The sequence below is a fragment of the Pseudomonas sp. FW300-N1A1 genome, assembly GCF_058789115.1.
In genome coordinates this window covers 12,865-27,213 of sequence record NZ_JBYTBK010000008.1, presented here as the reverse complement: position 1 = coordinate 27,213, position 14,349 = coordinate 12,865, and the positions used below count along the sequence as shown (strand labels likewise).

Here is a 14,349-nt window from a genome sequence, read left to right as displayed (position 1 = left end):
ATGTGTTACCGCAAGGTTACTGCCTGGGTGTTACCGGCGTTACTGATGCGATTCAGCAGAAACCGTCGCAGTACCCTCGGCCTGTGGGCGCGATGCCCCTACAGGCTGGGGGTGCGCTCTAGCCCGACGAACGGGCAGGCCGCAAGCAGGTCGCGTAACAGACGGCCATCTGCCAGTTGCAGATCGGCGGGCGCCAGTTCGGCCAGCGGGTAGAGGACAAAGGCCCGTTCCTGCAGGTGGTAATGGGGCACCTTGAGGCGTGGTTCGTCGATCAGGCGATCGCCGAACAGCAGAATATCCAGGTCCAGCGTGCGCGGCCCCCAGCGTTCGAGGCGCTCGCGGCCCTGATCGTTTTCGATGGCTTGCAGCGCGTCGAGCAGTTCAAGCGGCGCCAGCAGGCTGTCCAGCGCCGCTACCGCGTTGGTATAGCGCGGTTGGCCAGGCAGCAAGGAGTCACTCTGATAGAAGGTCGAGACCCCGGCCAGCGTTGTCCGGGGCAATTGCGCCAGCGCTTCAACAGCGCTGCGCAACTGTTCAGCGGGGGCCGCGAGGTTGCTGCCCATGCCTATGTAGATGCGTTCCATCGACTTACTCGCCTGACGAGTTCGTGCTACCTGCGGCACGTTTGCGCTTGGCGCCACCGCTGCGGCGACGTTTGCGCGGTGCACCGCTGGCGCCCTCGTCCTTGCCACTGAGGTCGCGAATCATGTCACGACGCTCACTCTCGTTGGCGTCTTGATAGTCCGTCCACCACTCGCCCAGGCCATCGGTCGGCTCGCCGGCGCTTTCGCGCAGCAGCAGGAAGTCGTAGCCGGCGCGGAAGCGCGGATTGTCCAGCAGCAGATCGGCGCGTTTGCCGCTGCGACGTGGCAAGCGTTCCTGCATGTCCCAGATCTCGCGGATTGGCAGGGTGAAGCGCTTGGGAATCGCGATTCGCTGGCACTGCTCGCTGATCAGTTCGTGGGCGGCTTCCTGCATCGCCGGAATCGGCGGCATGCCGCGGTCCTGCAGGCGCAGTACGCGGGCTGGCAGGGCCGGCCACAGGAGGGCAGCGAACAGGAAGGCAGGGGTCACCGGCTTGTTCTGCTTGATCCGCAGGTCGGTGTTGATCAGCGCTTCACTGATCAGGGTGTGGGTATAGGTCGGATTGTGTTCCAGTGCTTCGGCGCTGGCCGGGAACAAGGGATCGAACAATTGCAGGTCGACCAGCATCTCGAAGGTATCGGCCGCATGCCCCGAGAGGAACAGCTTCAATACTTCTTCGAACAGGCGCGCCGACGGGATCTCGCGCAGCATCGGTGCCAGGCCGCGAATCGGCAGGGCGCTGTGCTTCTCGATGCCGAAGTCGAGCTTGGCGGCGAAGCGCACGGCTCGCAGCATGCGCACCGGGTCTTCCTGGTAGCGCTGGGTCGGGTCGCCGATCAGGCGGATCAGGCGGTTGCGGATGTCGTGTACGCCGTTGGCGTAATCGAGAATGCGCTCGCTGACCGGGTCGTAATACAGGGCATTGATGGTGAAGTCGCGGCGTTGCGCGTCTTCTTCCAGGGTGCCGTATACGTTGTCACGCAGAATGCGCCCGCTTTCGTTACGCGAGGACTGGTTGCTGTCTTCCTCTTCGTCGTTTTGCGGGTGATTGGCGCGGAAGGTCGCGACCTCGATGATTTCGCGGCCAAAGTGGATGTGTACCAGTTTGAAGCGGCGGCCAATGATCCGTGCGTTGCGAAACTCGGCGCGGACCTGTTCCGGCGTGGCGCTGGTGGCGACGTCGAAATCCTTGGGGGTGATGTTGAGCAGCATGTCGCGCACGCAGCCGCCGACCAGATAAGCCTGGTACCCGGCGTTCTGCAAGCGTTCGACGATGTTCACCGCATAACGGCTGAACTGGGCCTTCTGCAGCGAATGTTGGCCGCTGTTGAGGACTTCAGGCGTGCTACGAATGTGTTGCGTACGACGCAAGGGAGAACGGAATGACTGGAACAGCTTCTTCAGCATGGGATGCACTGTTTGAAGGAATGTTCGGCCATAACGAAGAATGACCGCATGATGGGCGGGGATTCTAGCATTTAGTCGAGGGATGGTGTAGGACACAGCAAATATGAGCTGCAGGCCATGGCTACAAAGGTAAAGCGCAGGGGGAGGGGGCTGAATCGCGGAAGCTACAAAAGCTACAGAAACCACAAGGGGAGCCGAAGCTCCCCAAGAAGTAGTTGCGTGCTCTATTTTTATTATTGGTTTCGGGCTTCTTGTTTTTGTGTCGCGCCCTTGTCATGAGGTTTTCCCTTCATGACCCTCCCAATCGGGAGCCAAGAGCAAACGGATTGCTTTGATCGCTGTGTTGCAATGATCGATCCGATCCAACCAGTTCAGGCTCTGCCTTAGGGCAGTTTTTGTTGTTCTCGGCCTGGTTGTGGGGCAAGCCCCAAATACAACGCCTCTCCAAAAGAATCAGTTAGCTACGCCTCTCGCCGTCTTGTTTTTATTGTGCGTGAGTCGATTCGTCTTATTTTTATTGTCTTTTGCATTGCTTGTTATTGTTCTTGTACCAGACATATAGCAGGAGCCGTGCCAACTTTTGTGATCCCCAGCAAAACAAGGGGTTAGGTGGGTTTTGCGCTTTGTTTCAGGCGAAAAAAAACCGGGGCTTCGTTACCGTAAGCCCCGGCTTCTGTTACGAAAAAAGCTGCGGTAACAGTTTTTTCACATGTTCAGGTGTTACTTGCACATTCGACAGGTGACATTCAGCTCTCGCTGGCTACACCGGTCTTGCGCCGTGGGATACCCAGGCGCTGGCGACGTTCCCACAGGCATTTACGGCTGACCCCGAGTTTGCGAGCCAGCTCGGTTTCGGTCATGTGGTCCTGGTGTTCGAGCACGAAGTGCTGGAAGTAGTCTTCCAGCGACAGGTCTTCGGTGGGTTCGTGACTGGTGTTGGTGGCACTGCCCTGTTGCGGTGCCAATCCGATGAATTCGTCTTCTTCCAGGTCACCGAGTTCAATGTCGATGCCCAGCAGCTCGGCAGAAATCTCCGGGCTTTCGCACAGAATCACCGCACGCTCGACAGCGTTCTCCAGTTCGCGCACGTTACCTGGCCAACTGTAGTGACGAATCGCCTGCTCGGCGTCGGGGGCGAACTTCAGGTCGCTGCGATTGACCCGTGCGCTTTGGCGCGCGAGGAAGGCATTGGCGATTTCGTTGACGTCGGCGCCGCGCTCACGCAAGGCCGGCAGTTTCAGGGCGATTACGTGGAGACGGTAATACAGGTCCTCACGGAACTGGCCGATCTTGGCCAGGCTCTTGAGGTCGCGGTGTGTCGCCGCGATCAGGCGGACGTCGACCTTCTGCGATTGAACCGAACCGACGCGGCGGATCTCGCCTTCCTGCAGTACGCGCAGCAAGCGAGCCTGGGCTTCCAGTGGCAATTCGCCGATCTCGTCGAGGAACAGGGTGCCACCGTCCGCGGCTTCCACCAGGCCTGCGCGCCCGGCGCTGGCACCGGTAAAGGCGCCTTTCTCGTGGCCGAACAGTTCGGACTCGATCAGGCTTTCCGGAATGGCCGCGCAGTTCACCGAAATCATCGGAGCCTTGGCGCGCTTGGACAAGTTGTGCAGGGCGCGGGCGACCAGCTCCTTGCCGGTACCGGATTCACCCTGGATCAGCACATTGGAGTCCGTCGGCGCCACTTTGCGGATTTTGCTGTACAGGTCCTGCATGGGCGGGCAGGAACCAATGATGCCGATTTCGCCATTGCTGGTGTCGACCCCGGGCTTGTCGCTGCCATTGACTGCTTTGCCAGCCGGGCGTTCACCAGGCGTGCTCTGGGCGGTTTGTCGGTCGCGCAGAATGCGTGCGACGGCCTGGAGCATTTCGTCGTGGTCAAAAGGCTTGGCGATGTAGTCCACCGCGCCCATCTTCATCGAGTCGACCGCCGAGCGCAGGCTGGCGTAGCTAGTCATGATCAGCACCGGAGTGCCCTGGCCGAGCTTGATCAGCTCGGTGCCCGGAGCGCCCGGCAGGCGCAGGTCACTGACAATCAGGTCGAACGTGGGAATGCTGAAGCGTTCTTGTGCTTCCTGCACTGAACCGGCTTCGCTGACCTGGTACTGGTTACGTTCCAGCAGGCGGCGCAAGGCGGAGCGGATAATGGTTTCGTCTTCGACGATCAAAATGTGCGGCATTGATTCGATTCTCTCGACGGTCTCAGTTCACAGCGGACGTCGCTTCGACATGACGCGGTAGAGTCACCCGGATACGGGTGCCGCGTTGGCTTTGTGTGTCAGCCGGGCTGTCGATGGTGATTTGTCCATAATGCTCTTCAACGATGGAATAGACCAGTGCAAGGCCCAGACCGGTGCCTTCGCCAGGATCCTTGGTGGTGAAGAAGGGTTCGAACAATCGGTCCATGATGCTCGAGGGTATACCGCTGCCTTCGTCTTCGACGATCAGATCGATCGTGTGTTCGCTGGCTTCGCTCTTGACCCGTACCGCACTGCCGGCCGGCGAGGCGTCACGGGCGTTGGACAGCAGGTTGATCAGGACCTGGGCGAGCCGTTGCGGGTCGCCGTCGACCCAGTGTTCAGGGTCGCACAGGTTAAAGAACTGGACTTCGAAGTTGCGCCGGTTCAAGGCCAGCAGGCCAATGGCGTCCTGGGCCACTTCGGCCAGGCAGACCGGTTCGTCATTGTGCTGGTGGCTGCCGGCGTGGGCGAAGCTCATCAAGGATTGCACGATGCGTGACACGCGCTTGGTCTGTTCGATGATTTGCCCGCTGATCTCCGTGATTTCGCCGTCTTCTTCACGTTCTTCGCGCAGATTCTGCGCCAGGCAGGCGATACCGGTGATCGGGTTGCCGATCTCGTGGGCCACGCCGGCGGCCAGGCGACCGATGCTCGCCAGGCGTTCGGAATGCACCAGTTTGTCTTCGAGCATCTGGGTTTCGGTCAAATCCTCGACCAGCAATACCAGGCCGCTGTTGCCCGGCGCGAGGGGTTCATCGATCGCCGCTTTGTGCAGGTTCAGCCAGCGTGTCTGGCCATCGAGGGCCAGATGCTGTTTGTGCAAGTGTTCGTCCGGCACGTTGATGAAGCCTTGCAGCAGTTCTTTCCAGGGCTCGCTTAGGGTGCTCAGGCGTGAACCGACCACGCGCTGCGCGGCAATCCCGGTCAGCTCCTCCATGGCTTTGTTCCACATGAGGATTTCCTGGTCCTTGGCCAACGAACACACACCCATCGGCAATTCTTGCAAGGTCTGGCGGTGATAACGGCGCAGGGCATCGAGTTCGGCGGCAAGGCCGGTAAGCCGCGAGTGGTAATCCTCGAGGCGGCTTTCGATGAAGTGAATGTCCTCGGTGACGTAGTTTTCGCCGCCGGCCTTGTACGGCAGGAAGGTTTCCACCATGTCCTGGGCAACACTGGGGCCCATCAGGCCGGACAGGTTGGCTTCGATCCGGTCGCGCAAGCGGCGCAGTGCGTAGGGGCGACGCTCATCGAACGGCAGGTACAGGTCGCGCAAGGCTTGCTCGACTTCTTTTTGCGCGGCCTTGGCGCCCAAGGGCTTGGCCAGTTGGGTGGCGAACTCCTGGGGTGAGGCGGCGTGCAGTTCGCGGCGCTGCGGACGGCGCACGTTGTCTACCGCGCAGGCTTCCGCAGCACTGGCTTCTTCGGTGCTGGCGTTGGTGAACAGCGAGACCAGCGTGAATATCAGTACGTTGGCGGCCAGCGAGGCAATCGCCGCCATGTGCCAGCTGGTGTCGTCGAGCACATAGATCATGTTCAGCAGCGGTATGTAGAACCCCTGCAGATTGCCCACCAGCGGCAACAGCATGGTCACCAGCCAGACCAGGACCCCCGCCATCAATCCGGCGATAAAGCCGCGACGGTTGGCGGTCGGCCAGTAAAGAACGGACAGCACGCCCGGCAGGAACTGCAGGGTGGCGACGAACGCGACGATGCCCAGGTTGGCCAGGTCTTGCTCGGCGCCCAGCATCAGGTAGAAACCATAACCGGCCATGATGATCGCGACGATCAGCGCCCGGCGGGTCCACTTCAGCCAGCGGTAGATGTTGCCTTCGGCAGGCGGCTGGTACAGCGGCAGCACCAGGTGGTTCAGGGCCATCCCGGACAGCGCCAGGGTGGTGACGATGATCAGGCCGCTGGCGGCCGACAACCCGCCGACATAGGCCAGCAGGGCCAGCGCCTTGTTGTTGGCGGCGATGCCGATGCCGAGGGTGAAGTATTCCGGGTTGGTGGTGGCGCCCAGCTTCAGGCCGGCCCAGAGAATCAGCGGCACGGCCAGGCTCATCAGCAACAGGAACAGCGGCAGCCCCCAGCTCGCACTGACCAGCGAGCGCGGGTTGAGGTTTTCGGTGAAGGTCATGTGGTACATGTGCGGCATCACGATGGCCGAGGCGAAGAACACCAGCAGCAGGGTGCGCCATGGACCTTCTTGCAGCGGGGTGTGCAGGGCGGCGAGGGCGGTCTGGTTTTGCAGCAGCCACAGCTCCAGCTGTTGCGGGCCGTCGAACACGCCGTACAAGGCATACAGGCCGACGCCGCCAATGGCGATCAGCTTGATGACCGACTCAAAGGCAATCGCGAACACCAGGCCTTCGTGTTTCTCCCGGGTCGCGATGTGTCGCGAGCCGAAGAAAATCGTGAACAGGGTGATCAGGGCGCAAAAACTCAAGGCGACCCGGTGCTGTACGGGCTCGCGGGTGAGGATGCCGATGGAGTCGGCGACTGCCTGGATCTGCAGGGCAAGCAGGGGCAGCACGGCAATCAGCATGAAGATCGTGGTCAGTGCGCCAGCCCAGGTGCTGCGAAAGCGAAACGCAAACAGGTCGGCCAGCGACGACAGCTGATAGGTGCGGGTGATTTTCAGGATCGGGTACAGCAGCACCGGTGCCAGCAGAAACGCCCCGGAAACCCCGAGGTAGCTGGAGAGAAAACCGTAGCCATACTGGTAGGCCAGGCCGACCGTGCCGTAGAACGCCCAGGCGCTGGCATAGACACCCAGTGACAGGGTGTAGGTCAGCGGGTGGCGAATGATCGCTCGCGGGATCATTCCGCGTTCACTGACCCAGGCAACGCCGAACAGCACCGCGAGGTACGCGGCGCTGATCAGGATCATCTGGGTCAGGCTAAAGCTCATCGGCATCTTTTTGGCTCTGCAGGATGAAGGTCACGACGATCAGGATCAGCCACAGCAAGTACGGCCGATACCAGGCGCCAGTAGCGTCGATCCACCAGTCCATGATGGCGGGGGAGAACAGATAGATCCCCACTACCAGGAGCAGGACCAAGCGATAGATGTACATCCCGGCCTCTCTTTATTGTGTGCGTGCCCGAAAACGTGCGGCGATGGTAACGGATGGGCGCCAACCTGCAAGCTTAGTCAGCGTAATTGCGCTTCGGGCAGTGTCAGTGTGCGGGGAATCAGCAGCGCATCCCAGTGCCCGATCCCCCACTTGAGCACCTCGGCGGGCGTTGCGCTATCGAGTGCCGGGTCCGGCTGTTGTCCCAATGCGCGCAGGGCGCGCAACAACAGCGGGGTCGCCTGGTCTTCGGTCAGTGGCGGCGAACGGTAGGATTTGCCGAGTTTGTTACCGTCCGGCTGGGTAATCAATGGCAGGTGCAGGTAACGCGGTTGCGCCAGCCCCAGCAGTTCCTGCAGGTACAGCTGGCGCGGGGTGGAGTCGAGCAGGTCGGCACCGCGCACGATGTCGGTGACGCCTTGCCAGGCATCGTCCAGTACCACCGCCAGTTGATAGGCGTAGAGCCCATCGCGGCGGCGAATCACGAAATCACCGACGTCGCGGCCCAGGTGCTGGCGGTACTCGCCTTGCACCCGGTCGGTGAAGTGATACTCAAGCTCTGGAACCCGCAGGCGGATCGCCGCGTCTTCGCGGGCGTGGCCGGCGTTGCGGCACAGCCCCGGGTAAATCCCGTGGTAGGGCGCCAGTTGTTTGCGCGAGCAGGTACAGGCATAGGCCAGACCATGGTTGAACAGTTGGTTCACGACCTGCAGGTAGGCGTCGTGGCGTTCGCTCTGGCGGACCATCTCGCCGTCCCATTCGAAGCCGTAGCTTTCCAGGGCCTTGAGGATCGCGGCCTGGGCGCCGGGTTCTTCCCGGGGTGGGTCGAGGTCCTCCATCCGCAGCAGCCAGCGGCCGCCGACGGCGCGTGCGTCGAGGTAGGACGCCAGTGCCGCGACCAGCGAGCCGAAATGCAGGTGCCCGCTGGGGGTGGGGGCGAAGCGCCCGATGTAGGGGGAGGTGGTGGCAGTCATGAGGGCGATGTTACTTGTATGGGCTAACACGGACCACCTGTGGGAGCGGGCTTGCTCGCGAAGGGGTCATCAGCTTCAACACTTATGCTGACTGATACACCGCTTTCGCGAGCAAGCCCGCTCCCACAGGGTTTGTGGCGTGGCAAATGCCGGAAACAAAAAACGGAGCGTTCGCACGCTCCGTTCTTGAGTCAAATCGACGCTTATTTGCCGACTTGTTTTTCCTTGATTTCTGCAAGGGTCTTGCAATCGACGCACATGTCGGCGGTAGGACGGGCTTCAAGACGGCGAATGCCGATCTCGACACCGCACGACTCGCACCAACCGTACTCTTCGTCTTCGATCAGTTGCAGGGTCTTGTCGATCTTCTTGATCAACTTGCGCTCACGGTCGCGGGCGCGCAGTTCGAGGCTGAATTCTTCTTCCTGGCTGGCACGGTCGGCCGGGTCGGGGAAGTTGGCCGCTTCGTCTTTCATGTGATCAACAGTGCGGTCGACCTCCTGCATCAAGTCCTGTTTCCACTTGTTCAGGATCTTGGTGAAGTGATCGCGCATGGGCTTGCCCATGTATTCCTCACCCTTTACTTCTTTGTAGGGTTCGAAGCCGCTGATCGACTGGTTTGGCTGCTGCTTTGCTTGGGTGGGCATGAAATGGACCGCCTCTACTCTTGTAATCCATTGCGCAGGATTGCTCCATCACCGACACCTGCCGGCCCTGCGGCTGCAAGCGGGCGAACTTACCAGATCAAATCAGACCGCGCTACTCCCTGATGCCGAGGCCACGGTCCGTAAGGCTTGCAAATGGTTGCAAAGCCTTGTCTGGCGGCTCTGGAGACCTGATCAATTATTGATTTTAGTCAATCCTGACACTTGTGCAGGTACTCACTTGCCAGTGAGCCCGGGCTTTGTGACTGTATTAGGTTCTCGCTTGTTCCCGCGCTTGGGTAGAATCAGGTTTTTACCCCCGTTGAAGGAAGGCTAATGGCCCAGCCCTACAGTGCGCGCAGCCGCGCTATCGAACCTTTCCACGTCATGGCATTGCTGGCGCGCGCCAATGAGTTGCAAGCGGCCGGCCATGACGTCATTCACCTGGAAATCGGCGAACCGGACTTCACCACGGCCGAGCCGATCATCAAGGCCGGCCAGGCGGCACTGACGGCGGGGAAAACCCGTTACACCGCGGCGCGGGGCATTCCCGAGCTGCGCGAGGCCATTTCCGGCTTCTATCAGCAGCGTTACGGCCTGGACATCGACCCGCAGCGCATCATGATCACCCCGGGAGGCTCTGGCGCGTTGCTGCTGGCCAGCGCCTTGCTGGTGGATCCGGGCAAGCACTGGTTGCTGGCCGACCCGGGTTATCCATGTAATCGTCATTTTCTACGCCTGGTAGAAGGCGCCGCGCAGCTTGTTCCCGTAGGGCCGGACGTGCGTTATCAACTGACCCCGGACCTGGTTGAGCGTTACTGGGACCACGACAGTGTCGGGGCCCTGGTGGCCTCGCCCGCCAACCCGACCGGCACGATTCTGACCCGCGACGAACTGGCCGGGTTGTCCACTGCGATCAAGGGGCGCAACGGTCATCTGGTGGTGGACGAGATCTATCACGGCCTGACGTACGGCACCGATGCCGCCAGCGTGCTGGAAGTCGATGACAGTGCCTTTGTGCTCAACAGTTTCTCCAAGTATTTCGGCATGACCGGCTGGCGCCTCGGTTGGCTGGTGGCCCCGCAAGCCGCCGTCGGCGAACTGGAAAAGCTTGCGCAAAACCTCTACATCAGCGCGCCGAGCATGGCCCAGTACGCGGCCCTGGCCTGTTTCGAGCCTGCGACCTTGAGCATTCTCGAAGAGCGGCGTGCGGAGTTCGGGCGTCGGCGCGATTTCCTGCTGCCGGCCTTGCGCGAGCTGGGCTTCGGTATCGCGGTGGAACCGGAAGGCGCGTTCTATCTGTATGCCGATATCAGCGCCTTTGGCGGTGATGCGTTTGCCTTCTGTCGGCACTTTCTGGAAACCGAGCACGTCGCGTTCACGCCGGGCCTGGATTTCGGCCGGCACCAGGCCGGTCATCACGTTCGTTTCGCCTACACCCAAAGCCTACCGCGTCTGCAGGAAGCGGTGGAGCGGATTGCCCGTGGCCTGCGGAGCTGGCAAGGCTGATGCGCTTCGATCCTCCCCTGGAAAAAGGCCGGCTGATTCGACGTTACAAGCGTTTTCTCGCCGATATCGAAACCGTTGGCGGCGAGATGATCACGATTCACTGTCCGAACACCGGGTCGATGTTCAACTGCATGGTCGAGGGCGGGCAGGTCTGGTTCAGTCGCTCCAACGATCCGAAACGTAAATTGCCTGGCACCTGGGAAATCAGCGAAACCCCGCAAGGGCGGCTGGCCTGTGTCAATACGGCGCGGGCCAATGCCTTGGTCGAGGAGGCGCTGAAGGCGGGGGTGATCACCGAACTCGACGGCTTTACCGCCCTCAAGCGTGAAGTGCCCTACGGTCAGGAAAACAGTCGCATCGATTTTCGGCTCGACTACCCGCAAGGGCAGGCCTTCGTCGAAGTCAAAAGCGTGACCCTGGGCTTCGACGGTTCAGCGGTCGCGGCGTTTCCGGATGCCGTGACCCTGCGAGGAGCCAAGCACTTGCGCGAATTGGCGTGCCTGGCGCGGGACGGCATTCGCGCGGTGCAACTGTATTGCGTGAATCTGACGGGGATCGACGCGGTTCGTCCGGCCGAGGAAATCGACCCGGGGTATGCGGCCGCCCTGCGTGAGGCGAAGGCGGCCGGCGTCGAGGTGTTGGCGTATGGCGTGAGCCTGAGCGCTGAAGAAGTCCGCATCGAACGCCGGCTGGAGGTGCTGCTCGGCGCTTAAGACTGCACCCAGATGCCCTGAGTGTCTTCCCGGCATGCCAGGGCGCTGAGTGACTGGCCGGCGCAAGGACCGGCCACGCATTCGCCGCTTTCGATCAGGAACAGCGCGCCATGTGTGGCGCACTGGATCAGGCTGGCACTCGGGTCGAGAAACTGGTCGGGGTGCCATTCCAGTGCGACCCCGCGATGGGGGCAGCGGTTCTCGTAGACATAGACCCGGCCTTCGCGGCGCACGGCAAACAGCCGTTGGCCATCAATCTCGAACCCGCGGCTGCTGGCATCGACCAGTTCGGCGCTGGTGCAAAGAAACTTCATGACTGTCCTCTTGTGCCACAGGCTTGGGCCTGAAGGCGGTTATGCGGTGGGCGGGTACTGGTTAGCAAATGTGTCAGTGCTTGACGTGCAAATGTTAACAATTATCAAATGCCGGCTCTGCCCGTGGTGAGCGCGTTGCTGAGTATGCTTCGATTCTGCGGGAAAACTGTGCAAAGGAAACCCTGTTATGCGCCTGAGTACCCGCGCCATTGCGCTCTGTGTCGGACTTTTGGTCAACCATGGGGCCGTAGCGGCCGAGTTGCCGCAACGCTGGGTCAGTGCCGGGGGCGCGTTGTCGGAATGGGTGAGCGCACTGGGCAGTGAGTCCAGGCTGGTCGGCGTCGACACCACCAGCCAGCACCCTGAATCGCTCAAGGCCTTGCCGAGTGTTGGCTATCAGCGCCAGTTGTCGGCCGAGGGCATTCTGAGCCTGCGTCCGCAGATTTTGATCGGCACCGAAGAAATGGGCCCGCCGCCCGTGTTGTCGCAGATTCGCAGTGCCGGGGTGCAGGTGGAGTTGTTTTCGGCACAACCGGACCTGGCCACCCTTGAACGCAACTTGCAGCACCTGGGCCGGTTGCTCGGCAACGAAGCCCAGGCCACGACGGTGTTCCAGGATTATCAACAGCAAATCGAGCAGCAGCGGGCCTGGGTCGCGGCGGCACAGGTCAAACAGAAGGCACCGGGGGTGCTATTACTGCTGGGGCATGCGGGTGGCAAGCCGTTGATCGCCGGTAAAGACACAGCGGCCGATTGGCTGTTGCAACAGGCGGGCGGGCGTAACCTGTCCACCCATACGGGCTACAAGCCGTTTTCCGTCGAGTCACTGGCCGGTCTGACCCCGGATGTCCTGGTGTTCTCCGATCGCGCACTGACTGGCGACGCCGCCCGTTCGGCGTTGTTCAAGGAAAACCCGATACTGGCCTCGACGCCGGCGGCCAAGGCCGGGCGCGTCCTGGAGCTGGATCCGACCCTGTTGGTCGGTGGCCTGGGACCGCGCTTGCCGCAAAGCCTGGCCACGCTGTCGGCCGGGTTCTATCCCGCTGAGACTTCCGCGGCAACTGCGGCCCAATGAGCACTCTGGTCAAGCCGCGTTCGCTGTTCATTGGCCTGAGCCTGCTGTGTGTATTCGCCATTTGGCTGTCATTGGCGCTGGGGCCGGTCAGCTTGCCGTTGCTCGATACCTTGCGCGCGGCGATGCGCCTGATCGGCTTGCCGGTGGCGGCTGAAGGCCTGGAGCAGGCCGAACTTATTCTTGGGCAGATTCGCCTGCCGCGTACCTTGCTGGGTCTCGCGGTGGGCGGTGTACTGGCCTTGTCCGGCGTGGCGATGCAGGGGCTGTTCCGCAATCCACTGGCGGATCCCGGGCTGGTGGGCGTCTCCAGTGGTGCTGCCCTGGGTGCGGCGATCGCGATTGTTGGCGGCTCGCTGTCTGGCGGTCTGCCCGAGGTGATCGGTCCTTACGTGTTGTCAGTGTCTGCGTTTCTTGGCGGGCTCGGGGTGACGGCACTGGTGTATCGCCTCGGCCGGCGTAACGGGCAGACCAATGTGGCGACCATGTTGCTGGCGGGTATCGCGCTGACCGCACTGGCCGGCTCGGCGGTGGGCTTGTTCACCTATCTGGCGGACGATGCGACCTTGCGCACGCTGACGTTCTGGAACCTGGGCAGTCTCAATGGCGCCAGCTATGCGCGGTTGTGGCCGTTGCTACTGGTGAGCGTGGCGGTGGCGCTCTGGTTGCCACGCCGGGCGGCGGCGTTGAATGCGCTGTTGCTCGGCGAGTCCGAGGCCGGCCATCTGGGGATCAATGTCGAGCGGCTCAAGCGCGAACTGGTGTTTTGTACCGCGCTGGGTGTGGGCGCTGCGGTGGCGGCGGCGGGAATGATCGGCTTTGTCGGGTTGGTGGTGCCGCATCTGGTGCGCTTGCTGGCCGGTCCCGATCACCGTGTGCTGCTACCGGCTTCGGTGTTGGCCGGCGCGAGCCTGTTGCTGTTTGCCGACCTGGTGGCACGCTTGGCACTGGCTCCGGCCGAGTTGCCGATCGGTATCGTGACCGCGTTCATCGGCGCACCGTTCTTTCTCTATTTGCTGCTGCGAGGTCGCGCCTGATGCTGCGAGTGGAGAATCTGCAGATCCGCCGTGGCCGGAAAATCGTGCTCACGGACATCGATCTTGAGCTCCGGCCGGGTGAAGTGCTGGGTGTGCTGGGGCCGAACGGTGCGGGCAAAAGTACGCTGCTCGGCGCCTTGTGCGGTGAGCTGCGCCCCGATCAGGGGCGGGTCTGGCTTGATCAGCGCGAACTGAGTGATTGGCAGGGGGCGCTGCGGGCCCAGCGCCTGGCCGTACTGCCCCAGGCCTCGACCCTGGATTTTGCCTTTCGCGTCGAGGAAGTGGTCGGCATGGGCCGCTTGCCTCATCAAACAGGCCGGATACGCGATGCGCAGATCATTGCCGCCGCGCTGCAGGCTGCCGATGTCGGGCATCTGACCGGGCGCAGCTACACAGCGCTGTCCGGTGGCGAGCGTCAGCGGGTGCACCTGGCGCGGGTACTGGCGCAGCTCTGGCCGGGCGAGGCGGGGCAGACCCTGCTGCTCGACGAACCGACCTCCATGCTCGACCCGTTGCATCAGCACACCACCTTGCAGTCGATACGCGAGTTTGCCGATCACGGCGCGGCGGTGTTGGTGATACTGCATGATCTGAATCTGGCCGCACGCTACTGCGACCGCATTCTGCTGCTCGAAAATGGCCGTCCCCATGCGCTGGATACGCCGCAGCAGGTCTTGCGTCCTGAACCGCTCAAGGCCGTGTTCGGGCTGGATGTGTTGGTGCAGCCGCACCCGGAGCGTGGGCATCCGCTGATTATTGCCCGCTGAAAGAAAGGGC

At 61.9% G+C, this 14,349-nt stretch carries 13 protein-coding genes; 5 read left to right on the top strand and 8 right to left on the bottom strand.

What is annotated here, in order from left to right; all coding sequences use genetic code 11:
- Positions 1-98 precede the first annotated feature (98 nt).
- From folK to dksA, 7 genes are all read right to left on the bottom strand, one after another.
- Entirely contained in the window at positions 99-584 is a 486-nt protein-coding gene (gene folK, locus AC3WQN_RS08150) for a 2-amino-4-hydroxy-6-hydroxymethyldihydropteridine diphosphokinase (RefSeq protein ID WP_103401007.1), read from the bottom strand.
- 4 nt (positions 585-588) lie between these two features.
- Positions 589-1,992 carry a polynucleotide adenylyltransferase PcnB gene (locus AC3WQN_RS08145; protein WP_095145514.1) on the bottom strand — a complete coding sequence of 468 codons (1,404 nt, stop codon included), beginning with the start codon at positions 1,990-1,992 and terminating at the stop codon, positions 589-591.
- A 746-nt stretch (positions 1,993-2,738) separates the two neighbouring features.
- Positions 2,739-4,175 (bottom strand): sigma-54-dependent transcriptional regulator, encoded by a 1,437-nt coding sequence (locus tag AC3WQN_RS08140; protein WP_103401006.1) that lies wholly within the window; start codon positions 4,173-4,175, stop codon positions 2,739-2,741.
- A 22-nt stretch (positions 4,176-4,197) separates the two neighbouring features.
- Positions 4,198-7,152: a sensor histidine kinase gene (locus AC3WQN_RS08135; RefSeq protein ID WP_178081919.1), complete on the bottom strand. Its 2,955-nt coding sequence runs from the start codon at positions 7,150-7,152 to the stop codon at positions 4,198-4,200.
- Positions 7,136-7,312 carry a hypothetical protein gene (locus AC3WQN_RS08130; RefSeq protein ID WP_003176118.1) on the bottom strand — a complete coding sequence of 59 codons (177 nt, stop codon included), beginning with the start codon at positions 7,310-7,312 and terminating at the stop codon, positions 7,136-7,138. Before AC3WQN_RS08130 ends, AC3WQN_RS08135 begins: the two co-directional genes overlap by 17 nt.
- Positions 7,313-7,389: 77 nt before the next feature.
- Complete coding sequence (gene gluQRS, locus AC3WQN_RS08125; protein ID WP_103401004.1) at positions 7,390-8,283, bottom strand: tRNA glutamyl-Q(34) synthetase GluQRS; 894 nt, start codon at positions 8,281-8,283, stop codon at positions 7,390-7,392.
- Positions 8,284-8,486: 203 nt separating this feature from the next.
- Positions 8,487-8,930 (bottom strand): RNA polymerase-binding protein DksA, encoded by a 444-nt coding sequence (dksA, locus tag AC3WQN_RS08120; RefSeq protein WP_095111029.1) that lies wholly within the window; start codon positions 8,928-8,930, stop codon positions 8,487-8,489.
- A gap of 333 nt (positions 8,931-9,263) precedes the next feature.
- Between dksA and AC3WQN_RS08115 the strand changes: the two genes are divergently transcribed.
- Together AC3WQN_RS08115 and sfsA are read left to right on the top strand one after the other, a co-directional pair.
- A complete protein-coding gene (locus AC3WQN_RS08115) occupies positions 9,264-10,436 on the top strand; it encodes a pyridoxal phosphate-dependent aminotransferase (RefSeq protein ID WP_103401003.1) in 1,173 nt (390 codons plus the stop codon).
- Positions 10,436-11,149, top strand: a complete 714-nt coding sequence (sfsA, locus tag AC3WQN_RS08110; protein ID WP_103401002.1) for a DNA/RNA nuclease SfsA — start codon at positions 10,436-10,438, stop codon at positions 11,147-11,149. Before AC3WQN_RS08115 ends, sfsA begins: the two co-directional genes overlap by 1 nt.
- On the opposite strand, the gene AC3WQN_RS08105 is transcribed toward sfsA, so the two are convergent.
- The gene (locus AC3WQN_RS08105; RefSeq protein WP_103401001.1) at positions 11,146-11,463 is read right to left on the bottom strand and encodes a Rieske (2Fe-2S) protein; all 318 of its coding nucleotides are present in this window, start codon (positions 11,461-11,463) and stop codon (positions 11,146-11,148) included. The genes sfsA and AC3WQN_RS08105 overlap by 4 nt on opposite strands.
- A gap of 187 nt (positions 11,464-11,650) precedes the next feature.
- Here AC3WQN_RS08105 and AC3WQN_RS08100 point away from each other — a divergent pair, with 187 nt between their 5' ends.
- The 3 genes from AC3WQN_RS08100 to AC3WQN_RS08090 are packed head-to-tail and all read left to right on the top strand — an operon-like array spanning position 11,651 to position 14,339.
- Positions 11,651-12,538 (top strand): heme/hemin ABC transporter substrate-binding protein, encoded by an 888-nt coding sequence (locus AC3WQN_RS08100; RefSeq protein WP_103401000.1) that lies wholly within the window; start codon positions 11,651-11,653, stop codon positions 12,536-12,538.
- Positions 12,535-13,572 (top strand): FecCD family ABC transporter permease, encoded by a 1,038-nt coding sequence (locus AC3WQN_RS08095; protein WP_103400999.1) that lies wholly within the window; start codon positions 12,535-12,537, stop codon positions 13,570-13,572. Before AC3WQN_RS08100 ends, AC3WQN_RS08095 begins: the two co-directional genes overlap by 4 nt.
- Complete coding sequence (locus tag AC3WQN_RS08090) at positions 13,572-14,339, top strand: heme ABC transporter ATP-binding protein (protein ID WP_095080861.1); 768 nt, start codon at positions 13,572-13,574, stop codon at positions 14,337-14,339. Before AC3WQN_RS08095 ends, AC3WQN_RS08090 begins: the two co-directional genes overlap by 1 nt.
- Positions 14,340-14,349: the final 10 nt, after the last annotated feature.